Origin of the sequence: cf. Phormidesmis sp. LEGE 11477 (assembly GCF_015207105.1) — a bacterium.
Taxonomy (GTDB): Bacteria; Cyanobacteriota; Cyanobacteriia; order Phormidesmidales; family Phormidesmidaceae; genus Phormidesmis.
This window is the reverse complement of sequence record NZ_JADEXO010000033.1, coordinates 1-21,045: the sequence shown is the minus strand read 5'-3', so window position 1 is coordinate 21,045 and position 21,045 is coordinate 1. Positions and strand designations below refer to the sequence as shown.

Sequence of the window (21,045 nt, the reverse complement as noted above, 5' to 3'; positions counted from 1 at the left end):
CGACCTAAGCCACGACTGCTTTCATGGCGACGGCTACCTTTTCCTCATCTGACCGGCTGATTTCTGCTGTGATGCCAGGGCCGAAGAAATTCTCAATCTTTGATTGCTTTTCCTGCCATTTTTCAAAGGAGACGAAGGGTGAGTCAAATTCTAGAACCAGCGTGTAGGCACCGTCTCTTTGCTCTTCGTGTAGCCCTGATAGTACTGGGCGCTGGGTGTCGTTGGGGCTGAGCCCTAGTCGTTCTAGCGTTTCGTCTAGATGGGCTTCTTGTCCGTAGCGATAGCGGGTGACATCTTTGCGGACTTGAGTTTGGGTTTGGGTAGCCTGCTGGCCACGTAGCGCTAAGACGGCCTCGCTAGTCGGCTGAGTGTAGGGTACGGGCTCTAGTTCAGCGGCGCGAAGTGCCAGGCCGCCTAGCAAGATGGGAACGCCGTAGAAGAATCCAACTAGATTAAGCGTGGCGTTTTCTTGAGCGTAGGCGACAAAGCCAACGAGAGTCAGGACAGCGCCGACGACTAAGAGAACAGTGCCGAGAGGAATCTTACGCATGAGGTTCGTTTAAAGAGCAGGTGGTTTAGATTAGGTGGTCTAGATTAACGGTGCTGATTGGCCAAGGCTATGTGAGGCCAAACTTTGGCAGCGATACGTTGAACCTGAAAGGGTTTAGCGATAGGGTAGATGCGTTTGAACCCAAATTTGCTTATCCTGTTAGGTGATTATCTCATAAAGAAATGTAACTTAAGCTGGAGAATCGTTCAGACATGGAATTTTCTGCTCTTCAAACCCGGATCGAACTCATTAAAACCAAGCGTCAGTCGCTACTTAAACTGCTGGAGCAACCTGGGATTGGCACTTTGCGAATCGACGTCAATCAAGCGCTAGAAGAAATTGACGATTTATTAGAAGAGTTTGATCGAACCTTTCCAGCTCAGGCGTCTTAGTCGCGGCTGCTCGGTCGTCATTGTTTGATGTTATGGGTCTGAGGCGCATGTCAGAAAGCATCTACTAAAGAAGGCTTATCTATAAGTCTTCCATGACTCTATAGACTTAAAATATCTGACTTAAGTATTTGATTTACACAAATGGGAAATACGTTTACTGCTGAGGTTTTGCATCAAGGGACGACCCATAAGATTGAGATCCCCGATGACAAGCCGATTTTAGAGACGCTTCAGGCTGCAGGTTTGGAGCTGCCCTTTTCTTGTAGTGCCGGGGTCTGTACGACCTGCGCGGCATTGGTAACTGAGGGCACGGTAGATCAATCGGATGGTATGGGGGTAAGCCCGGAGCTGCAGGCGGATGGGTATGCGTTGCTGTGTGTGGCGCTGCCAACGTCGGATCTGAAGCTGGAGACGGAGAAGGAAGACGAGGTCTATGCTAGGCAGTTTGGGCGATAGGAAGCTCAAGGGTGGAATGATATGGGGGATGGAGTGGTAGGGCCTTGGGGTTATAGAGCATGGAGTAGTCGGTGCAGACAAAACTGATTGGTTTGACGGTGGGGGTGAAGGTGTCGGCGGATGCGCTGCGCGAAGGGCGGTTGAAGTCGGATCTGATGCGCTCTGATGCGTTGCGATCGCATATAGAAACCCAGCTTGCTACTCACGGAGATCCCTTGCGCTGGGCGATTACTGCGATTGATACTACCGACTGCACCGCTCAAGTAGAAGCGGTGGTGACGACGCTTTGATGATGTCAACGGCAAAGAAGCTGCACACGACGGTACTGATTATCCCCACTGGGATTGGGGCGGCGATGGGCGGCTATGCGGGGGACGCGCTGCCGATTGCTCGGACGATTGCTAGCGTGAGCGATCGGCTAATTACGCATCCGAATGTATTGAATGGGGCCCAGCTCTACTGGCCGATGGACAATGCCTACTATGTGGAAGGCTATGGTTTAGATCAGTTCGCAGCAGGGCGCTGGCGGCTGAGACCCGTTCATCAAAATCCGATTGGGCTGGTGATCGATCAGGGGATAGAGAATGAGTTGAAGTCGCGTCATCTGCAAGCAGCGGATGCGGCGCGGGCTACGCTGGGCCTAGATGTGCGATCGCATATCATTACCGATCGGCCCTTGGGTATTACGCTCAAGACTACAGAATCGGGTGCCTCTTGGGGGACATTGGCTAATCCAGGCAGTTTGCTGCGCGCGGTGGAGCGCCTGATTACAGAAGCGAAGGTGCGGGCGATCGCCGTGGTTGCTCGCTTTCCAGATGACGAAGGATCAGACGTTCTAGAGGCTTATCGCAAGGGGCAAGGCGTCGATCCGCTAGCGGGCGTCGAGGCGGTGATTAGCCATCTAGTGGTGCGTAATTTTAAGCTGCCCTGTGCCCATGCGCCAGCGCTGTCTCCTTTACCGCTAGATCCGCACGTTTCACCGCGCTCGGCGGCTGAGGAGATTGGCTATACCTTTTTATCTTGTGTGCTGGCAGGACTTAGCCGTGCGCCTCAGTTTTTGACGGAAGCGGGTGATTCATCTGGTCATCTATCGGGCCATCTATTGGGCCATCCATCGGGCCATGGGACGGGCAGCACAACAGGCGATATCAGTGCGGCAGAGGTAGATACGGTAATTGTGCCAGCGACTGCTTTTGGCGGCAGCGCGGTGATGAGCTTGGCCCAGAGTGCTGCTCAAGTGATTGCGGTGGGTGAGAATAAGACAGCAATGACGGTGAAGGCAGAGGATCTGGGGATACAGGCGATCGCAGTGGATACCTATTTAGAAGCGGTGGGTGCGATCGCTGCTTACAAAGCGGGCGTTGCTCTAGGTGCTTTGCGTCCGCAAATTCTTCCCCTTTCCCAGCTCCCCAACTCTCCACTTGGCAACGTAAGATAAATTAAAGATAGGAAACGCTGTTTTTCCTGCGGTATCTTTTGAGTAGCTAGTCGAAGGAAAAGAACAAGATGGGACTGTTTGATCGCGTCAGCCGGGTTGTGCGCTCTAACCTCAATGCAGCCGTGAGCTCGGCGGAAGATCCTGAAAAGATTCTGGATCAGGCGATTATGGACATGCAGGAGGATCTGGTGCAGATGCGCCAAGCGGTCGCTCGTGCTATTGCCTCCCAAAAGCGTGTAGAACAGCAGGCAAGTAAGGCTCAGTCTGAGGCAAATACCTGGCAGCAGCGGGCTCAGCTAGCCTTACAAAAGGGCGATGAAAACTTGGCTCGTGAGGCGCTGGTTCGCAAAAAAACTCAGGCAGAAACTGCGGCGGCGCTCAAAGGTCAGCTCGACCAGCAGTCTGGGTCAGTTAATACGCTCAAGCGTCAGCTCGTCGCTTTGGAGAGCAAAATTTCTGAAGCGAAGACTAAGAAAGATATGCTCAAGGCTCGGGCCAGTGCGGCCAAGGCGAACGAGCAATTGCAGAGAAGCGTCGGCACGCTCAGCACTAGCAGCGCCATGGGCGCGTTCGAGCGGATGGAAGAGAAGGTGCTGCAAATGGAGGCCAGCGGTCAGGCGGCGGCTGAGCTAGCGGGCGCGGATCTAGAGAGTCAGTTTGCCAGCTTGGAAGCAGGTAGCGATGTGGACTATGAGCTAGAAGCGATGAAGGCTCAGATGTTGGGCGGTTCGTCTCCGGCTCAAGGGTCTTTGCCAGCGGCTGATGGGACTGCGGCTGATAGTGGAGCCGCGCCGACTGATTCGGCGGTGGACGCGGAGCTAGAAGCGCTGAAGTCTGAGCTAGATAGTCTGTAGTGTATGCTTGATTGCTTGGGCTAGTAGCCTTGATTGCCGACCCACCTCACCCTGCGGGCATCCCTCCCAAGATGGGGTGGCGCATAACGACGGGGTGGGTCTCTTCGTTTTGATGACTCACCGAACCCTTCTAATTTCATGCAGATTGCCGATCGCCTTGCGCCGCTACAGACTAATGTTTTCGCCGATATGGATAGTGCGAAGGCTAAAGCGATCGCCAGCGGAAAACAAATTATCGATCTTTCCTTGGGCTCCTCTGATCTGCCAACGCCGTCTCATGTGCTAAGCGCTATCAGAGCTGCTTTAGCAGATCCAGCGACCTATGGCTACACACTGTTTAATAGCACTCAGGATTTCCGTGTCGCTGCGGCGCAGTGGTACGAACAGAAGTACGGTATCGCCGTTGATCCAGAGACAGAAGTGCTGCCGTTGATTGGCTCTCAAGAAGGAACGGCGCATCTGCCTTTGGCGGTGATGAATCCAGGGGATGTGGCGCTGCTGCTCGATCCGGGCTATCCATCGCACGCGGGCGGCGTCTATCTGGCGGGTGGCACAATCTACCCGATGCCTATTCTGGCTGAGAATGACTTCTTACCGATCTTGTCTGATATTCCTAGCGATGTGCTGGCGAAGTCGCGAATGATGGTACTGAGCTATCCGCACAATCCGACGACGGCGATCGCGCCCCTGTCATTTTTTGAAGAGGCCGTTGCCTTTTGTCAGCGGCATAATATCGTGCTGGTGCATGATTTTCCCTATGGCGATCTGTGCTTTGAGGGCGAATCAGCGCCGTCTGTGCTGCAAGCAGACGTTGATAAACAGGTGTCGATCGAATTTTTTACGCTGTCAAAGTCCTATAACATGGGCGGATTTCGAGTGGCCTATGCGATTGGCAATGCTCAGATAATCAAGGCGCTGCGGCAGGTGAAGGCGACGGTGGATTTTAATCAGTATCGAGGGATTTTGCGGGGGGCGATCGCGGCGCTGAGTGGACCGCAAGACTGTGTGAGTCAAATCGTCGAAACTTTCGCGAGTCGGCGTAATGCTGCGATTGATGCCCTGCGTTCGATCGGCTGGTCTGTGCCGGTGCCAGGTGCCACGATGTACATCTGGGCCAAACTGCCTGAAACTCTGCCGAATAGCTGGTCTACGCGGTCTATTGATTTCTGTACGTCTTTGGTCGCTGCGACAGGGGTGGCCCTCTCCCCTGGCAGAGGGTTTGGCAAGTCAGGAGAAGGCTATGTTCGCTTTGCTCTGGTGCATCCGCCCGATGTGCTGGCTGAAGCTATCGGTAAAATCGGTGAGTTTATACAGGCATCTGCTTGATTTGAAAGCAATCCTGGTTTACAAGAAACTCGAAGCCAGCGCTGATCGGATGCCCGCTGTCGTATTCGGCGAGCAGTTTTTGGCAAGCAGTGTTCGGCAATCAGGATAAAAAATTGGCTGCATAGTTCCTGAACTCGTTCTAGAATATTCTGTATGCTTCCGGCTGACTGTCTTTTGGACACTTGCACATTTCATCTCTGAGCGGTGCCAACTGATAGCTGCGCCTGTTCTAAACACTGCAACTACGTGCCTACCTCTCCTACCGCTGCTACTTCCGGTAAGACTCTTTTACAAAATCTCGAGAAGTTAGAAAATCGACTGAAGGAAATCCCTCAAGAGCCAGGGGTTTACTACATGAAGGATGAGACTGACCAAATTCTCTACATTGGTAAGTCAAAAAGTCTGCGGAATCGGGTGCGCTCTTATTTTCGAGAGGGGGCTCACCACCACACGCCGCGCATTGCCTCGATGGTGCAAAGGGTGGCAGATATTGAAATCATTGTCACCGATACAGAGGCCGAGGCGTTAGCGCTAGAGGCCAACTTGATCAAGCAGCATCAGCCTCATTTCAACGTGCTGCTCAAAGATGACAAGAAGTATCCCTATCTCTGCATTACCTGGTCTGAGGATTATCCCCGCATTTTTATCACGCGCCAGCGGCGAAAGAATGCTAAAAACCGCTATTACGGCCCCTATGTGGATACCGGGTCGCTGCGCCGCACTTTGCAAATTGCGAAGCGAGTTTTTCCGCTCAGACAGCGCAAGCAGCCTTTGTTCAAAGATCGGCCCTGCCTAAACTACGATATTGGCCAGTGTCCTGGGGTGTGTCAGCAGCTGATTACACCAGAGGACTATCACAAGATTGTGCAGCGGGTGGCGATGGTTTTTCAGGGGCGATCGCATGAGCTGATTGACATGCTAAGCGCCAAGATGGGAAAAGCTGCCGAGGCGCTGGATTTTGAGAAGGCCGCTATTATTCGCGATCAGATCAAGGGGCTAGAAACGCTAGGGGCCAATCAGAAGGTTGCTTTGCCTGAAAGTACGGTTTCTAGAGATGCGATCGCCCTATCGGCAGACGATCAGCATGCGTGCATTCAGCTATTTCAAATCAGAGCAGGCCGCTTGGTCGGGCGGTTGGGTTTTGTGGCAGATGCCGAATCAGGTACGCCTGGCGAGATTTTGCAGCGAGTGCTCGAAGAACACTATCGCCTAGTCGATCCGGTCGAAATTCCGACCGAGATCTTGTCGCAGCATCTCCTGCCCGAAGGCGAAATGCTGACTGAATTTTTGAGCGCTCAAAAAGGCCGAAAAGTCTCAGTCGATGTGCCTCAGCGCCAGGTGAAAGCCGAACTAGTAGAGATGGTTGAGCGTAATGCCCAGCATGAGCTAGCTCGCACCCAGCGCTTTGCCGATCGCAATACGCAGGCTATGCAAGATTTGGCTGAAATTGTCGATTTGCCAGGTCCGCCTAAACGGATTGAGGGCTACGATATTTCGCATATCCAGGGCTCTGATGCGGTGGCTTCTCAGGTTGTCTTTGTCGATGGGCTGCCAGCCAAACAGCACTACCGCACTTACAAAATCAAGAATCCCACGGTTACTAGCGGTCATTCTGACGACTTTGCCAGTATGGCTGAAGTTATCCGTCGCCGCTTTCGTCGCTATGCGGACGATCCAAGCCTACAGCGCTTAGGAAATTCTGACTGGCCCGATCTGGTGATGATCGACGGGGGTAAAGGTCAGCTGTCGGCGGTGGTGGCTGAGCTGCAGGATATGAATCTGCTCAGCGAACTGCGTGTGGTCAGCCTGGCTAAGCGGCATGAAGAGATATTTTTGCCGGGTGAAAAGCAGTCGCTGCCGACGGAGGCCGACCAGCCTGGGGTGATGCTGCTGCGGCGATTGCGAGACGAGGCCCATCGATTTGCGGTGAGCTTTCACCGTAAGAAGCGCATGACTAGGATGAGGCGATCGCGTTTAGAAGACATCCCCGGACTTGGACACAATCGGCGCAAACAGCTCCTTGCCAGCTTCCGCTCGATCGACTACATCCGTGAAGCCTCTCCAAAACAGCTTGCTACGGTCGAGGGTATTGGTCCTCAGCTCGCCCAGCAAATCTACGAATATTTTCATCCGTCTGCGGCCTCATAGGCTTATCTAGTCTACATGCCTGGCCTACAAGGGGCGACTCAATCTCCTAGTTTAGTAGCCAGACTGCTCCTAAGTGAGTTTCTATCTTTAATTACAGCGATTTATTGTGTATTTACTGATACTAAATCTCTGTACAAAACGGATTGATGGCTGCAAATTTGCACAGAGAAAACAGTTTTCTTAGTAATGCATTGAAAAGTGTTCTTTTGGATACAGTTTTAATTCAAATAATTAGAATTTTTAACCTAGCGTTACTTTATTAAACGTTTCGATACGAAAAAGCGTCAAGATGAATGGAATTTGCCGCTGAGAAATGTAAAGTAAATCTTTAGTTATGGTCGTGTATCTGTCTGTAGAAATATCTCTTTTGCAGGCGAAACGGAATATGGATACTCACCTATCCCTGCCGTATCAGGCTTTTCACATCTTGGGGATCGCCCACTATGAGGTCGATCCCCAGATTTTTATGCCTTTCGACCCCTTTGCGATAGCCTATCCTAATTGCCATAATAAGTAAGTCAATAGCTCGTGCCTGAACCATGACATTCGCCTTGGAATGTTACGACCGCGCGAAAGCGTTGACACTCATAAACATTGAGCAATGTCATCAACCCGTTAGAGATTATGAAGGCTATGAAAACACCTGCTAAAACAATTTTTGAATCATTTAGACAGAATAGTTCTTTAAACGCGCCTTCAGGAAAGCTTTTAAACAGCGCTGTAAAGGGCGTATCGGCTTCACTATCTGCTGCTTCACAAGCGAAGAAAAGCGATACTGTTCAGATAGTGCATTGCCCCACGTGTGGTAGAGCAGCCGAGAGACACTATATCGCTAAGACATCTGAAGTTCGCACTCAGTGTGATAGCTGTGACTACTTAATGGTTTCCTGCGTGAAAACTGGTCGTGTTATCGAGTCTTACGCACCTAGTTTTTCACCTATGCATTTTTCCGCCAGGTTAGCGGCTAGTTAACAGATCTTTCTGGATTAGAGCTTTCTAAACTAAGGTTTTCTAAACGTCTCTGTGATTTTACCTAGTCAGGATTATCCCGAAAGACCCACCTTCAGGTGACAGCTAGATGACAGCTTAATGCTTAAGTAAAAAGCGCATCCTTCTCAAGAAGGTGCGCTTTTTCTTTAGGGGAAATCATGGGGGAACCACAGAGCTACTGGGGGTGAGCTACTGGGGGGCGAGCTACTAGAGACGATTAAATGCCTGCCTGAGCGCAACGATGACTTCACCGGGCACTTCACTAGGCTCGACGGCGTTGTGGGTCACCTTTGTCTCTAGTGTGTTGAGCCCAATCAAAAGATGTACAGATAGTGTGATCACAGTTGCCTGCATGACTTTACTAAGCATTTGAATTCCCTCTCCCCAAGCTACCGCTTACATTAATGAGTCTGTGGAGAGCAGCGAATCGGTGATGGTACCCAATTTGGATTGTCACAGCGTTGACGGAAAGTGTTTAGCTATCGGTGCAAATGCATCCGACGCCATCTGTACGTCAACTTTCTGCTGGTTTGATTCTGTTTGTCAGACAGCTTGTGTAATTGTTCGCGCAGATGTAGTCGTATTAAAGGTTCAAAGCAACATTCTCGGGAGAGCTCTTTTGAAATTAGCGTTCATCATCGACCCAATCGAACGATTAGACCCCGGCCATGATACGAGTGTGGCAATGATGGAATCGGCGCAGACACTAGGCCATGAAGTCTATATCACCCAGGTAGACCAGTTAGGCGTGATTGAGAGCAAAGCCTATGGCTGGCTGCGTTCTGTGAAGATGAAGCCGGTCGTGCAGCAGGGCGATCGCTGGCTGAGTGAGCCAGACTGGTATGTCTTGGGCGATCCGGCATGGCAGCCTTTGGAGGCGATGGACGCCGTATTTATGCGAAAAGATCCGCCAGTTACGGTGCCTTATCTATATGTGACTTACATTCTTGACTACATCGATCGCCAGAGAACTCAGATAATCAATTCGCCAGCGGGGCTGAGAGCAGCTAATGAAAAGATGTATGCCTTGCAGTTTGCCGAGGTGATTCCTGAGACGATCGTTAGCACTGATAAGCGAGTGATTCGCGAGGCGGTCGAGCGCTGGGGCGCGGGCGTGGTAAAGCCGCTAGGTGGTAAGGCGGGGGAGGGAATTTTGTTTTTGGAAGAAGGCGATCGCAATTTTAATTCCATTATCGAAGTCAGCACTCAGCAGGGCAAAGAGCCTGTGATGGTTCAGGCTTATCTACCTGCTGCCAAGGACGGAGATAAAAGGGTGATTCTGCTCGATGGCGACCCGATTGGCGCTGTCAACCGAGTTCCTACTGGCAAAGAATTCCGAGGTAATATGGCGGTCGGTGGTCGCAGCGATCGCACCCAACTGACCGAACGAGATCTAGACATTTGCCAACAGGTCGCGCCCGCTCTGCGTAAAGACGGCCTGATCTTTGTCGGTATTGATATTATCGGCGGCTATCTGACCGAAGTAAACGTGACTAGCCCTACTGGCATCCGTGAAGTTGATCGTCTCGACAATGTGCGATTGGGAAATCAGGTGGTGGAGTGGGTAGAAAAGACCGCCAAATCATAGAACAGATAGGCTTTAGTCTGCTGATGGGTCAATACCTAGCGCTTTGAGCTGCGCCGCGAGCCGCTCGGCTTTGGCGATCGCTTCGTCGCGTTCTGATTTGGCTTCATCACGTTCTATCTGGGCTTCGTCGCGTTCTAATCTGGCCTGGTCATGTCGCTTGACATTTTCTGTAAAAGTCAGGAAGGGTTCGCCATCGGGTCTATAAATTTCTAGCTCGTTTGGTTTGATGACGAATCGCACCTTCAGCAGCGGACTTGTCCAGTCTTGAATCCCTTGAATGACTTCTAGATAACTATCAACCCGCTGCCAGCCTGTAAACTCTACAGTGTCGGGATCGTAGACGTAGTATTCTTGAACGCCGTAGCGCTGATAGAACTGAAACTTTTCGGCCATCTCTTTTTGACGGTTGCCGGGAGAGAGAACTTCGAAGACCACTTGAGGGGCAATGTTGTCTTCTTCCCACTGCTTGTATGAGCCGCGATATCCTTTGGGACGGCCAAAGGCCACCATCGCATCAGGGGCGCGGCGAGTTTTATTATCTCCTTCAATTGGATACCACAGTAGATCGCCTGCGACGAATACGCTGGGATCGTCGGCGAAAATTGCTTCTAAGTTCTCTTTGATGGTGACGATCCATTTGAACTGTTCGGTATTGTCCGCCATTGGCTGGCCGTCGCTGTCTGGGTAAGTGATCTCTGATTTGGAAAGCTGCTGAACCATGGCTGAAACTGAGGTTGAACTGCTAAGCGACTACAGTTAGTTTAACGAATACGATGTTTACTTTTTGCGTGGATGCCGATCACTCCTTTTCTAGAAGTCCCAAAAACCGATCGCTATTGGCTGTGTAACGCTCAGGTGCCGCGTTCTTTACTGGCAGCGGGTCTAGGTAGATCCGCTTCGATCGCCCAGTCTTCGTTAGAGGTTGATCGCGCAGATCTAGTTTTGGTCGATCTGGAGGTGAATGACGGACGATTGCTCAGTGTGCGATCGCCGACTGCGAATCTAGAAACTGATTTAGGAGAAGCTGATTTAGGAGATGTGCCCGCTATAGATGTAAAGTCGGGGCTAGTTTGGCCGTGCTTGGTCGATATGCACACCCATTTGGACAAGGGCCATATCTGGCCGAGGAGTCCGAATATAGATGGAACATTTGAGCAGGCGCTCGCGGCGGTACAAAGCGACAGTCAGCAGTGGTGGAATGCGGAAGATGTGTACCGGCGAGCTGAGTTTGGCTTGAAGTGTAGCTATGCTCATGGCACCCAGGCGATTCGCACTCATCTAGATGCTTTTGATGAGCAGGGTGAAATTAGCTTTGGGGTGTTTCGCCAATTGAGACAGGAGTGGGCCGATCGCATTCAGTTGCAAGCAGTTTGTTTGGTTTCTCTGGATTATTTCCTAACGTCAAAAGGAGAAAAGCTGGCGGATTTGACGGCGGCGTACGGCGGCGTCTTAGGTGGAGTGACTTATATGAATGCTGAGATTGTTCAACAGATCGATCGAACCTTTGATCTAGCCAAAGAGAGAGAACTAGACCTGGATTTTCATACGGATGAAAGCTTGAACCCAGATGATAGGGCGCTACGCTTGGTTGCAGAAGCGGCAGTGCGCCATGAGTTTCCGGGGCGAATTACCTGCGGGCACTGCTGTAGTTTGTCTGTTCAATCTGATCGAGAGGTAGAAGAAACTATAGCGGCGGTAAAAGCGGCAGGAATTTCGATTGTCAGTTTGCCGATGTGTAATTTGTATCTGCAAGATCGGCGGCAGGGGCAAGGTTCTAGAAGAACGCCTCAGTATCGAGGGATGACGCTTTTGAAAGAGCTAAAGGCGGTGGGGGTGAAGTGTGCGATCGCCTCTGATAATTGCCGCGATCCGTTTCATGCGTATGGCGATCACGATGGTCTAGAAGTCTTTACTCAGTCTGTGAAAATTGGACAGCTCGATCAGCCGATCGAGGACTGGCCAAGCGCGATTACTCAAACTCCGGCTGAAATGATGGGGCTCAATGGCGTAGGAAAGATTGTTGAAGGAGGCTCGGCGGACTTTGTTGTATTTAAGGCGCGGAGCTTTAATGAGCTGATAGCTAGAGGGCAGGGCGATCGCGTTGTTATTCGCAGGGGCAAACAGATTGATACTAGTCTGCCTGACTACGCAGAACTAGATGATTTGATGGGCTTGGTAGGTTGAAGCAGTAAATCTAAACTTTAACTAATAGCCAATAATCGAAATCACTTCGAGACGTTCAGGCATTAATTCCAAAAACAATTGGGCCTAGAAAAGCAGCTCACAACTCTTGTGTTATGACTGGCCTAAAAGCTGTAAAGGCATATCGCGTAAAAAATGATAAATTTTAGTGTTTACTTCAAAGGCATACGCCTTTCCCTCCATCAACTTCAGTTGAAAGTGTGGTTGTGGAGGAAACTCTACCTTTCTCTGTAGAGTGTAATCCTTAAAGATTTTAATGTTGTCTTGGACATATCTCTCTAAATCTCTAACACTTTGTTCATAGACATTACATGTTACACGAACATCAGAGGAAATCGTTGCAGGTGGTAGAGAGTAACCGCCTCCAATAGGAGCATAAATTGTTCCGTCAGATAGCTGTGTAAAATAGCCTATTCCATTTTTCCGAAAGGAAGAAATTTGCTCTTCACTAGAGCTCAGTTGAGTGGCTCTTAAACCTTGCAATTTGAAGTCGTCTATCGACTCTGGCCAATTTTTGTGAATGATTTCAATAAGCTTTATTTTTGTCCAACTGCCATGGTCGAAGACGTTGAGCACATAAAAATAGTCTTGAGTTACCCTTGCAAAAAGGAGTGAGCCTGTTCGGTCAGCAAAGCCAAATCCTCTTTTCAGCTTGCCGAGATGAAAGTGATGAATTCCCCAGTCATTCAGTAGAGAATCGTTATAGTCGAGGTTTTTAATCTGTTTGCTTAGGTATGGATTTAAGTCTCCGCCGCTTTTTGCTTTCTTAAATATGTTTTTTGTCCCTGAGCTGTGCTTAGAAAACCGAAATTCTTTGGAAGTTACAAGTACTCTCGGTTTCGAGACTATACTCCTTTTGAGTAAATTAAAGTATTTGAGACATAGTTTGTCTAAGTCTTCTATCTCAGGATTTATGAAGTGGCCCTTCCTCTTCAGTTGTTCGCACAAGATCTCAGCCCAATCTTTTCTGAAATCAGTTATAGGTTCTAGTTCAAAGGTTTTTTGGCTCCTCATAGGCTACAGCGGTTCGCATTACCGGGTTTGGGCGGAGCTGCAAGCTCGTTATTAGCTTCCCCTAGTGTTCCTGACAGATTATCAAAACTGAGAGACTTAGGGTAGAGACAATAACTGGAGTATGTACTTACGTTGGTATGATCTAGCATACTGACTTTTGCGCTGTATCAGTTTGTACAACTTTGAATTTTGAATTGTTGAGATTGTGGCTGCTCTGTGAGAAAGCTGAGCATTTACAACTCCGCTCGGCCTGCGTAGGTTGCTGGCTGTACTGCTATTAGGCCCGGAGGGCTGTACTGAGCGGAGTCGAAGTCCCGCTACACTAAGCCGCTACAGCAGCAGGCAGATAGCCCATTTCTTCCATCTTAGCGATGACTTTGTTGACGCTCTCTTCTAAAGTCTCTTTGTGAGTTTCACAGTTGACTTCAGGGTTTGTCGGCGGCTCGTAAGGATCGCTGATGCCAGTGAACTGTTTAATTTCGCCAGTGCGGGCCTTGGCATATAGTCCTTTGACATCGCGCTCTTCGCACACTTCAACGGGCGCACTGACATAAACTTCTACAAAGTCACCGATCTTTTCACGGACTTCTTCTCGAATCGCTTTGTATGGGGAGATTGCGGCAACTAGAACAATGACACCGTTACGAGTGAGTAAATCACATACAAAGCCAATCCGCCGGACGTTGGTATCTCGATCTTCTTTGCTGAAGGTCAAGCCTTTGGTCAAGTTGGTGCGGACAATATCGCCGTCTAGGACTTCGAACTTAACGCCACGCTCTTCGAGTTTGAGCTTGAGCGCATCGTTGATTGTGGTTTTGCCAGCGCCGCTCAGTCCAGTGAACCATACGGTAACGCCTTTTTGTTCTGACATTTGTTTATTCTCCTAACAAATCTGATGGAATTGCAAGTTTTACCGGATGGAGGGCACTGGCGGGCCCGGTTTCGGCTTCGCTCAGCCTGCGTACAGTTCTTCAATATAGACTGAGGACTGAGCGAAACAAAGATGTGTTCATGCGCCATACAGCCAAAGGGCTAAGGGAGGCGTGATGATCGTCATGATTAGACTCAAGGGGCCACCTACCTTGAGAAAATCTAGAAAGCGGTAGCCGCCTGCACCGTAGACCATCGTGTTGGTTTGATAGCCAATCGGGGTCATAAAGCTGTTGGAAGCAGCAAAGGTGATGACAAAGATGACGGTCAGTGGGCTGAGTCCGACGGCGGTGGCTACTTGCACACCGATCGGCAAGAGCAATATGACCGATGCGTTGTTTGAGAGGACGGCGGTCAATAGCACGGTGAGCACGTAGATCAGCGTCAGCATCCAGTAGCTTGATAGACTGCCGCTAGCGGCGACTAGCTGACTGGCAATCCACTCGGTTGCGCCTGAGTTTTGCATGGCTGTTCCCATTGGAATCAGACAGGCTAATAGAAAAATAACGTCCCAGCGAACAGCTTGATATAGCTCACCTGGTTTGAGACAGCCGGTGACTAGCATAGCGACGACGCCCGCGAGCGCAGAGACCAGAATAGGATAGTCGGTCACCGCAGCGATCGCGACGACGGCTAGACCGATGCTAAGGGCGATGTAGGTCTTGCTAGTGCGTAGGGTTTCAACGTCTCTTTGTTCTAGCAGCAGCAGATCTCGGCTAGTTTGTATACCGGCTAAGCTCTGCTTTGGCCCTTGAACTAGTAGCAAATCGCCAAAGCGTAGGGGCACTTTTCCCATGCGATCGCGTACCAACTCTTGTCCTCTACGAATGGCAAGTACCGTAACGTTGTACTTTTGCCGAAAGCGTAAGTCTTTGAGGGTGGAGCCGACTAGGTTAGAGTTGGCAATCACTAGCGCCTCGGCAATTCCTTCTTCTTCGCTAAGATCTCCCTGCCAAGATTTGTGGCCAAACTGCACGTCTGGAAGAATTTCTAGCCCTTCACTTTCTCGGATTTTTAGCAGATCTTGCTTGCCGCCTCTGGCTAGTAAGATATCGCCAACGGCCATTTTTTTATCGGCTAGCGGCTGGGGGAAATGAGTATTGTTCCGAATAATTTCAAGCACGTCTACGTCGAATCGCCGCTGTAGCTGGCTGCCTTTTAGCGTCTTGCCTACTAGACTAGAGCGCGGGGTGATCACCACTTCGCTAACGTAGTCCTTCATGCCGTACTTTTGGGTGAGTCCGCGATGGTCCACTCGGCGATCGGGCATCATCAGCGGTGTTGCGATCGCCATATACAGCAACCCAACTGCAAAGGTAATGATGCCTAGTCCGGTGAATTGAAAGAGTGAGAATTCGCCGAAGCCAAGTTCCGCTGACAGGCCGCTGGCCAGTACGCTAGTAGAGGTTCCTACTACGGTGATCATGCCGCCCAAGATGGTGGCAAAAGAGAGCGGCATCATTAGCTTTGAAGGCGAGATGCGGTGCTGCTGACAGAAGTCTTCGACGACAGGCAGAAAAACGGAGACGACAGCGGTGTTGTTGATCAGTCCAGATATAGGGCCAACGATAATGCCCAGCGCAATGATCTGCCGGGTGAGCTGCTTGCCGCCCCACTGCAAGAGCCAGCTGCTAGCCTGCTGTAAAACTCCTGTACGAGCGACACCAGCGCTGAGGATGAACATGGCCATCACTGTGATGGTGGCTGGATTACTAAATCCAGCGATTCCCTCCTCTGGGGTCACTTGCTTAGATAAGATCAGCGCCACCATGACGCCTAAAGCAGTGATATCAGCCGGACACTTTTCTATGATAAAGAGTACTAAGGCGAGGACCACGATGCTTAAGGTTACGGCTATGCTCATAAGATTGGGCGTTCGTAAACAGCAGGTGGAAAGAATAGCAGGTGGGAGGAATAGCAAGTGGAACCGGACCAAATAGCCGATGCCAAATAGCCGCCACAGCCTAGCCGATTATAGGCCGCTAGATCTTGGAGTCAACAGAGATCACAGTGGCTTGTCAGTAAATATACACATGCTAAATGAAAGCTAAATGTTTTCTAGCTGCATACTAAATGTTTCTGATGTAGCGTTTGGGCCTAGAAAATCTCGTCCGAAGCACGCTTCGGATCGCTGCCTCGTCGCTGCCAAGTCATCTAATGAGAAAAGCTCTGTAGCAGTTACTTTTGCTAATGTTTTTCCCTGTTTAGCTTGGGTTTGAGGTAGAGATTCTCTAGCAGGACAGCACCGCCTGCGACCCAAGGCGGAACGATCAGCGCGCCGATAATGCCTAGAACTTGGGTGCCACCCAGGACAGCGAGGAGCTGGTAGAGCGGATGCACGCCGACAGAGCTGCCAACCAGCAACGGATCGAGAATGTAGGTTTCGATATTTTGAATGATGGCGTAGAAGAGGATCACCCAAAGGACCATCCATCCGCCTAAGGGAATGGCGACGATCAGGGCTGGAATCGCGCCCAGGATTGGACCTAGGAAGGGGATCAGGTTGGTGACGCCTGCGATCGCGCCTAAACCCACGGCGAAATCTTGGAGCCCTAGAAAGCTGAGTCCGATGCCTGTGACTAGAGCCAACGTGAGAGAGACGATTAGCCGACCGCGAATATAGCCGCCGATGCGACTGCCGATTTCGGGTAGCTGCTGACCCACTTTTTGATCCCAGGGATGGGGAAATAGTCGAACGAAGCTGGTGGTGAGGGTGCTGCTGTCGGCCAGCATATAGCCAGAGATGAAGATGGCGAGTACTAGACTGAGCAGGGTGCCAAGAATATCGGTGGTAACGGTGACAGAACGCAGGGCGACCTGGCGGGTAGAGCGAACTGCCCAGGCCGCGATCGCCTGCACGTCTAGCTGGTCAAAGACTTGAGCGGTGAAGTCTGGCCTGTTGTCGTTGAAAGATAGCGCCCAGGCTTCGGTTTGGGTGACGGCTTTTCGCAGCAGCAGCGGTAGCTGGCGAACCAAGAGCTGAATTTGGTCGAGGACTGTTGGCCCAATTAGTAGAATGACGCCGACTAGCGTACCGATGATGGCTAGATAGGTGAGTAGTGCCCCTAGCCAGCGCGGTACTTTGAACTGTTCTGCCCAGGCCACGATTGGGGCAATTGAGCAGGCCAGGACGACAGAAATCATCACTAGTAGCAATAATCCCCGTAGCTGCCAGCCGATAATGGCGGATGTGATCGCAGCAAAAACGATCAGAACACCGCTCAATGAAATAGACAGTCTCTGTTCAGAAGCCATGAATGAGTGCCAGGTTTTTAGCCGATCGAAGATATCTACTGACAGACAATTGGATTTTCGATAATTGTTCCAAGCTAAAGGGTATATCGAAACTGCTCTATCAACATACCTGGTGTCCACATCCCGCCCAGCGATCGCCGGTTATAGGTGTCGACAGCGGGAATAAACCTCTGTTCTGTCGTGAGATCTATTAGCCCTTGTCCTAGAAATCGGTAGAGATTGTCGTCAAATCGCAAATTCTCAATCGGTGCAACAATTTCTCCATTTTCTACCCAAAAGCAGGCGTAACGGGTCATGCCAGTGATACTGCCTGCTACTAGATCACTCCAGTTGAGGTAGTGCAGGTTGGAAAGATACAGCCCAGTATCTAGCTGGGAGAGAATTTGCGCTTCGGATAGGGTGCCAGGTGCGATCGCCGGGGCGCGCATCGATTCGCTAGTGTTCGCAGCGTTGCTAGACTTGCCGTATTCTTTGGCGCTGCGGCGGCTGACTAGCGAGTTTGCCCATTCTCCTTGTTCGATGATGGGTAGCTGAGTGGATGAAACTTCTCCACTGTTGTTGAACCTGGGTATGCCAATTTTGTTGAAGTCTTCTCTTAAGGAGAATTTTTTGGAGAGAGTCAACTCACCATTCTCTAGCTGATTGAAAGCGCTATTTCCCTGTCGCAGGGCCGCTTCTCCTAGTCCGCCCCAGGCCATTGTGTCGATGATGCCAGCAACAGCATCTGGGGCCAAGTAAGTTCGATAGCTGCCTCTAGGTACGGTCTTGACGGGGCGAGAGAGCAATTCTAACTGTCTTTGAGTGACGGCGACGTTTGCCCGATAGGTTTCGGTGTCCCAGCAATCGCCTGCAACTGTTCCTTTGGCTGCCTGATCTAGCCTGTTGCCAAACAAGGAATAGTCTAAGGTAAAAGACGGTGTCTCGAACCAGTGCCGCTTGCCGGCTGAGTCTGCATAGGCCCGGTAAGAGAGTCCGCCTGCATAGAGGCCAGAAAAGTCAAGTGATTTGACCGGACTAAGCAACTGTTCGGCCACTTCTGTTGCTTCTAGTAGATGGCCGCTACGAACTTCTCGGCTGGTGTTTTGGGCTGTTGTGGTTGGCAGCACCACGTAGGGGTCAATCGGCAGGTGAGGAAAATCTGGTTGAAGTTCTGATAGGGCACTTTGCGTCAGCGGCCAGTCAGTCTCAAAGTTTCCGGTAAAGGGTAGAGTGATCGAGGCTGTGCGATCGCCTGTCATCACATGAAGAGACATCTGCCCATCACGTACCTGACCAGTCTGTCGGACTTTGGCTCGGTTGAACCGGGTGAACTGGCTTTCTTCTCCCGATAGAGACAAGGTGAAGTGCTGATGGTCTTTTAGCTGCGAGGGAATCGCTGCCGCTAGTTTTTGAAAAGTTTGTTCGTAGGTACTAGGCGCGCGATCGCAATCATTTTGTGGGTTCTCTCTGTCCAAAATCTGAGCAGTCATGCGCCTGCGCCTCCAAATACTTCGATGTTGTCAAAAGTGCAGACGGGTGATGCGTGACCTACCCTGACTAGCTGGTTCGGTTCGCCTTTGCCGCAGTAGGGTGTGCCGTAGACTGCCATCGTGCTAGCATCTCCTACTTGAGAAAGACTATGCCAAAACTGAGGCGTGGTTGCTCGGTAGTTGGGATTTTTTAGGGGTGTGGTGAGTTTGCCATTTTCAATTTTGCGAGCATATTCGCAGCCGAACTGGAATTTTCGTCGCTGATCATCGATCGACCAAGATCGATTGGATTCCATATACACGCCGTTTTCGATGCTGCTGATCATATTCTCGAAGCTAGTTTCTCCTGACTCTAGATTGATGTTGGCCATGCGATCGATGGCAGGACGGTTCCAATTGCAGGCACGCGCACAGGCGACGCCAGGACTATTCAGGCGGCGCTGACTTTCTAGGCCGCCTAGGCCGCGCTGTAGGATGCCCTGGCGAATCAGGTATTCGCGTTGGGCGGGGGTGCCCGTATCGTCATAGTCGTAGCTGGCGATTTCTCCGGGATGGGTCGCATCGAAGGTGACGTTCATCAGGGGTGAACCGTAGGCTAGCTGGCCAAAGTCTTGAGGTCGAACAAAGCTGCCGCCTGCATAGTTGCGCTCATCTCCAAGAATGCGATCTAGCTCTAGTGGATGGCCGACGCTTTCGTGTAGCTGCAGCATCATTTGGTCAGGAGCCAGCACGAGGGTGGTGGTGTCATTCGGACAGTCGGGGGCGCTGAGGAGTTCGACGGCCTGCTCGCCAGTGCGGGTGGCTCTTTCCCAAAGGTCTGCTGTTTTGAATCTTTCCCAGCCGCCTTGATAGCTGTGGGCCATATGGCCGTTATCGGTGCGGGCCTGAGTGACGCCTGCCGCCTGAGCGATCGCACCCAGATGGCCTTCTATCAGGTTTAGCTTTTGGTGAACCTGCGAGCCGTTGCTGCTGACTAGCCAGGATTCGATGTCGTGGGTGCGGGCGATCGCACTGGTTCGCACGATGTCTGCTGATACCTTTAGCCGCTCACAGAGCTGACGGAGAAGATCGTTGATTTCGGCGGCTGTCAAACTGTCGAATGGCTGGTCTAGCGGGGAGGTATAGCTGCCGACTACGGTAGGTCGAACCGCTGCGGTAAAGGGATGAACGGCCCACTGGCTAGCTGCGATCGCCTGGTCATAAGCCTGCTGTGCGGCGATACGAAGCGCCTCGGGCGTGATTTGATTAGTGGCGCTATAGCCAAACTGACCGTCAGCGAGGACTTCTACCATCGCTCCTCGGTTGAGGGCGCGTCCATTTTGCTGTGGATTGCCGTCGCGCATAGACCGGGTGGTGCTAGTGGTCTGCGTGGCTCGAATGCCAATCCAGTCAGCGGAGATATCAATCTGTTCGAGTATGGCGGTTAGATGCCCAATCATAAGATTCAAACTTGCCTGTGTGCTTGTCTTTGTATGCCCGTAAACATCGGGTTCTTAAGGTCGAGATAACCTGTCAATTCTACAGGTGCTGACCTTTCATATCACAGCTCAGTCAACGAATCTGCATATCCATGACGATCTCTTACTGACTGCTCTCGCCAGTTCCTGCAATTAGCAGACTATGAGTCTTATATATTTCTGATAAATGGCTAGAAATATTATTTAACAAGTAAAAAATTGATTTATAGTTTATTTATTAATTAATAAATCCAGTTTTGAGTTACTTTCTAATATATGCATATTGATGAGCTAGACCGCAGCATTCTGACGGTTCTGATGACTGAAGGGCGAGTGAAGTGGTCGGCGCTAGCTGAACAGTTTGGCGTGTCGGCACCAGCGATCGCCGATCGGGTTCGCCGCTTGGAAAAAGCGGGTGTGCTGATCGGCTATGCGGCCAGGCTAAACCCTGAGGTGCTCGGGTTTGGGCTGACAGCTTTTGTCACGATCACGCTGGAGCATCCCCAATATCGGCAGGGCTTTGTGGACTATGTGCAGGCAAACAGTCGGGTGCAGTCTTGCCACCACATTGTGGGTGATGGTGACTATCTGCTGAAGGTTTGCTGTCGTTCTACCTCGGAGCTAGAGCAGCTTTTGAGTGAGGAGCTAAAGGCGCTGCCAGGCGTTCAGCAGACGCGGACAACGATCTCGCTGCGGTCAATCAAAGATACGGCGGTGGTGCCGATTGAGGGAGAAGAAGAGGGGTAGGGCTTCGACTACGCTCAGCTGACGAAGAGGTGGTTTGGTCAAGATGGTTTAGTCGAAATGGGCGGCGGTAATGGATTTTTGGAGGGTAGATCGGTGTTGATATTTGTACTGCTAAGAGGAGTTGCGATGGGGCTGGCGATCGCGGCTCCGGTTGGCCCGATTGCATTGCTATGCATTCGGCGAACGATAGCTAAAGGCCGATTGGTGGGGGTGCTTTCGGGGTTTGGGG

General features: G+C 51.0%; 21 protein-coding genes. 10 read left to right on the top strand and 11 right to left on the bottom strand.

The annotated features are described in order from the left end of the window. Positions 1-4 precede the first annotated feature (4 nt). Positions 5-550: a DUF2854 domain-containing protein gene (locus IQ256_RS11695; protein ID WP_193855728.1), complete on the bottom strand. Its 546-nt coding sequence runs from the start codon at positions 548-550 to the stop codon at positions 5-7. A gap of 212 nt (positions 551-762) precedes the next feature. Between IQ256_RS11695 and IQ256_RS11690 the strand changes: the two genes are divergently transcribed. The 7 genes from IQ256_RS11690 (at position 763) to uvrC (ending at position 7,164) form a co-directional block, all read left to right on the top strand. Then, positions 763-942: a hypothetical protein gene (locus tag IQ256_RS11690; RefSeq protein WP_193855727.1), complete on the top strand. Its 180-nt coding sequence runs from the start codon at positions 763-765 to the stop codon at positions 940-942. Between the two features lie 141 nt (positions 943-1,083). Beyond that, the gene (locus IQ256_RS11685) at positions 1,084-1,398 is read left to right on the top strand and encodes a 2Fe-2S iron-sulfur cluster-binding protein (protein WP_193855726.1); all 315 of its coding nucleotides are present in this window, start codon (positions 1,084-1,086) and stop codon (positions 1,396-1,398) included. A 71-nt stretch (positions 1,399-1,469) separates the two neighbouring features. Continuing rightward, complete coding sequence (locus IQ256_RS11680) at positions 1,470-1,688, top strand: hypothetical protein (RefSeq protein ID WP_193855762.1); 219 nt, start codon at positions 1,470-1,472, stop codon at positions 1,686-1,688. After that, positions 1,688-2,836, top strand: a complete 1,149-nt coding sequence (locus IQ256_RS11675; RefSeq protein WP_228024799.1) for a DUF3326 domain-containing protein — start codon at positions 1,688-1,690, stop codon at positions 2,834-2,836. The genes IQ256_RS11680 and IQ256_RS11675 overlap by 1 nt, the downstream gene beginning before the upstream one ends. 68 nt (positions 2,837-2,904) lie before the next feature. Next, positions 2,905-3,690 carry a PspA/IM30 family protein gene (locus IQ256_RS11670; RefSeq protein WP_193855724.1) on the top strand — a complete coding sequence of 262 codons (786 nt, stop codon included), beginning with the start codon at positions 2,905-2,907 and terminating at the stop codon, positions 3,688-3,690. 138 nt (positions 3,691-3,828) lie between these two features. After that, the gene (locus IQ256_RS11665) at positions 3,829-5,016 is read left to right on the top strand and encodes an LL-diaminopimelate aminotransferase (RefSeq protein WP_193855723.1); all 1,188 of its coding nucleotides are present in this window, start codon (positions 3,829-3,831) and stop codon (positions 5,014-5,016) included. Between the two features lie 246 nt (positions 5,017-5,262). Beyond that, the gene (gene uvrC / locus IQ256_RS11660) at positions 5,263-7,164 is read left to right on the top strand and encodes an excinuclease ABC subunit UvrC (protein WP_193855722.1); all 1,902 of its coding nucleotides are present in this window, start codon (positions 5,263-5,265) and stop codon (positions 7,162-7,164) included. Positions 7,165-7,561: 397 nt separating this feature from the next. Here uvrC and IQ256_RS11655 read toward each other — a convergent pair whose 3' ends face one another. Together IQ256_RS11655 and IQ256_RS11650 are read right to left on the bottom strand one after the other, a co-directional pair. Continuing rightward, positions 7,562-7,705, bottom strand: a complete 144-nt coding sequence (locus IQ256_RS11655; RefSeq protein ID WP_193855721.1) for a hypothetical protein — start codon at positions 7,703-7,705, stop codon at positions 7,562-7,564. A 656-nt stretch (positions 7,706-8,361) separates the two neighbouring features. After that, a complete protein-coding gene (locus IQ256_RS11650) occupies positions 8,362-8,523 on the bottom strand; it encodes a hypothetical protein (RefSeq protein WP_193855720.1) in 162 nt (53 codons plus the stop codon). Between the two features lie 250 nt (positions 8,524-8,773). On the opposite strand from IQ256_RS11650, the gene gshB reads away from it, so the two are divergent. After that, the gene (gene gshB / locus IQ256_RS11645) at positions 8,774-9,742 is read left to right on the top strand and encodes a glutathione synthase (protein ID WP_193855719.1); all 969 of its coding nucleotides are present in this window, start codon (positions 8,774-8,776) and stop codon (positions 9,740-9,742) included. Between the two features lie 12 nt (positions 9,743-9,754). On the opposite strand, the gene IQ256_RS11640 is transcribed toward gshB, so the two are convergent. Next, the gene (locus IQ256_RS11640) at positions 9,755-10,462 is read right to left on the bottom strand and encodes a Uma2 family endonuclease (RefSeq protein ID WP_193855718.1); all 708 of its coding nucleotides are present in this window, start codon (positions 10,460-10,462) and stop codon (positions 9,755-9,757) included. A gap of 72 nt (positions 10,463-10,534) precedes the next feature. Here IQ256_RS11640 and IQ256_RS11635 point away from each other — a divergent pair, with 72 nt between their 5' ends. After that, the gene (locus IQ256_RS11635; protein WP_193855717.1) at positions 10,535-11,926 is read left to right on the top strand and encodes a cytosine deaminase; all 1,392 of its coding nucleotides are present in this window, start codon (positions 10,535-10,537) and stop codon (positions 11,924-11,926) included. Positions 11,927-12,037: 111 nt separating this feature from the next. On the opposite strand, the gene IQ256_RS11630 is transcribed toward IQ256_RS11635, so the two are convergent. The 6 genes from IQ256_RS11630 to IQ256_RS11605 form a co-directional block, all read right to left on the bottom strand. After that, positions 12,038-12,958 (bottom strand): hypothetical protein, encoded by a 921-nt coding sequence (locus IQ256_RS11630; protein ID WP_193855716.1) that lies wholly within the window; start codon positions 12,956-12,958, stop codon positions 12,038-12,040. 322 nt (positions 12,959-13,280) lie between these two features. Continuing rightward, on the bottom strand, positions 13,281-13,829 hold the full coding sequence (cysC, locus tag IQ256_RS11625) for an adenylyl-sulfate kinase (RefSeq protein ID WP_193855715.1): 549 nt from the start codon (positions 13,827-13,829) through the stop codon (positions 13,281-13,283). Between the two features lie 138 nt (positions 13,830-13,967). Further along, positions 13,968-15,752, bottom strand: a complete 1,785-nt coding sequence (locus IQ256_RS11620; RefSeq protein WP_193855714.1) for an SLC13 family permease — start codon at positions 15,750-15,752, stop codon at positions 13,968-13,970. Between the two features lie 323 nt (positions 15,753-16,075). Next, complete coding sequence (locus IQ256_RS11615) at positions 16,076-17,143, bottom strand: AI-2E family transporter (protein WP_193855713.1); 1,068 nt, start codon at positions 17,141-17,143, stop codon at positions 16,076-16,078. 74 nt (positions 17,144-17,217) lie between these two features. Beyond that, a complete protein-coding gene (locus IQ256_RS11610; protein ID WP_193855712.1) occupies positions 17,218-18,612 on the bottom strand; it encodes a TldD/PmbA family protein in 1,395 nt (464 codons plus the stop codon). After that, positions 18,609-20,051: a TldD/PmbA family protein gene (locus tag IQ256_RS11605; RefSeq protein WP_193855711.1), complete on the bottom strand. Its 1,443-nt coding sequence runs from the start codon at positions 20,049-20,051 to the stop codon at positions 18,609-18,611. Before IQ256_RS11605 ends, IQ256_RS11610 begins: the two co-directional genes overlap by 4 nt. A gap of 294 nt (positions 20,052-20,345) precedes the next feature. Between IQ256_RS11605 and IQ256_RS11600 the strand changes: the two genes are divergently transcribed. Then, complete coding sequence (locus IQ256_RS11600) at positions 20,346-20,816, top strand: Lrp/AsnC family transcriptional regulator (protein WP_193855710.1); 471 nt, start codon at positions 20,346-20,348, stop codon at positions 20,814-20,816. A gap of 38 nt (positions 20,817-20,854) precedes the next feature. Here the strand turns inward: IQ256_RS11600 and IQ256_RS29600 are convergent. Further along, positions 20,855-21,045, bottom strand: a 191-nt coding sequence (locus IQ256_RS29600) for a hypothetical protein (RefSeq protein WP_228024798.1), incomplete at its 5' end; no start/stop codon positions are given.

Excerpts from the sequence above, each read along its gene's own strand:
- IQ256_RS11695 (WP_193855728.1), bottom strand. The coding sequence starts at position 550 with ATGCGTAAGATTCCTCTCGGCACTGTTCTCTTAGTCGTCGGCGCTGTC.
- IQ256_RS11690 (WP_193855727.1), top strand. The coding sequence starts at position 763 with ATGGAATTTTCTGCTCTTCAAACCCGGATCGAACTCATTAAAACCAAG.
- IQ256_RS11685 (WP_193855726.1), top strand. The coding sequence starts at position 1,084 with ATGGGAAATACGTTTACTGCTGAGGTTTTGCATCAAGGGACGACCCAT.
- IQ256_RS11675 (WP_228024799.1), top strand. The coding sequence starts at position 1,688 with ATGATGTCAACGGCAAAGAAGCTGCACACGACGGTACTGATTATCCCC.
- IQ256_RS11670 (WP_193855724.1), top strand. The coding sequence starts at position 2,905 with ATGGGACTGTTTGATCGCGTCAGCCGGGTTGTGCGCTCTAACCTCAAT.
- IQ256_RS11665 (WP_193855723.1), top strand. The coding sequence starts at position 3,829 with ATGCAGATTGCCGATCGCCTTGCGCCGCTACAGACTAATGTTTTCGCC.
- IQ256_RS11655 (WP_193855721.1), bottom strand. The coding sequence starts at position 7,705 with ATGGTTCAGGCACGAGCTATTGACTTACTTATTATGGCAATTAGGATA.
- IQ256_RS11650 (WP_193855720.1), bottom strand. The coding sequence starts at position 8,523 with ATGCTTAGTAAAGTCATGCAGGCAACTGTGATCACACTATCTGTACAT.
- IQ256_RS11640 (WP_193855718.1), bottom strand. The coding sequence starts at position 10,462 with ATGGTTCAGCAGCTTTCCAAATCAGAGATCACTTACCCAGACAGCGAC.
- IQ256_RS11635 (WP_193855717.1), top strand. The coding sequence starts at position 10,535 with ATGCCGATCACTCCTTTTCTAGAAGTCCCAAAAACCGATCGCTATTGG.
- IQ256_RS11630 (WP_193855716.1), bottom strand. The coding sequence starts at position 12,958 with ATGAGGAGCCAAAAAACCTTTGAACTAGAACCTATAACTGATTTCAGA.
- cysC (WP_193855715.1), bottom strand. The coding sequence starts at position 13,829 with ATGTCAGAACAAAAAGGCGTTACCGTATGGTTCACTGGACTGAGCGGC.
- IQ256_RS11620 (WP_193855714.1), bottom strand. The coding sequence starts at position 15,752 with ATGAGCATAGCCGTAACCTTAAGCATCGTGGTCCTCGCCTTAGTACTC.
- IQ256_RS11615 (WP_193855713.1), bottom strand. The coding sequence starts at position 17,143 with ATGGCTTCTGAACAGAGACTGTCTATTTCATTGAGCGGTGTTCTGATC.
- IQ256_RS11610 (WP_193855712.1), bottom strand. The coding sequence starts at position 18,612 with ATGACTGCTCAGATTTTGGACAGAGAGAACCCACAAAATGATTGCGAT.
- IQ256_RS11605 (WP_193855711.1), bottom strand. The coding sequence starts at position 20,051 with ATGATTGGGCATCTAACCGCCATACTCGAACAGATTGATATCTCCGCT.
- IQ256_RS11600 (WP_193855710.1), top strand. The coding sequence starts at position 20,346 with ATGCATATTGATGAGCTAGACCGCAGCATTCTGACGGTTCTGATGACT.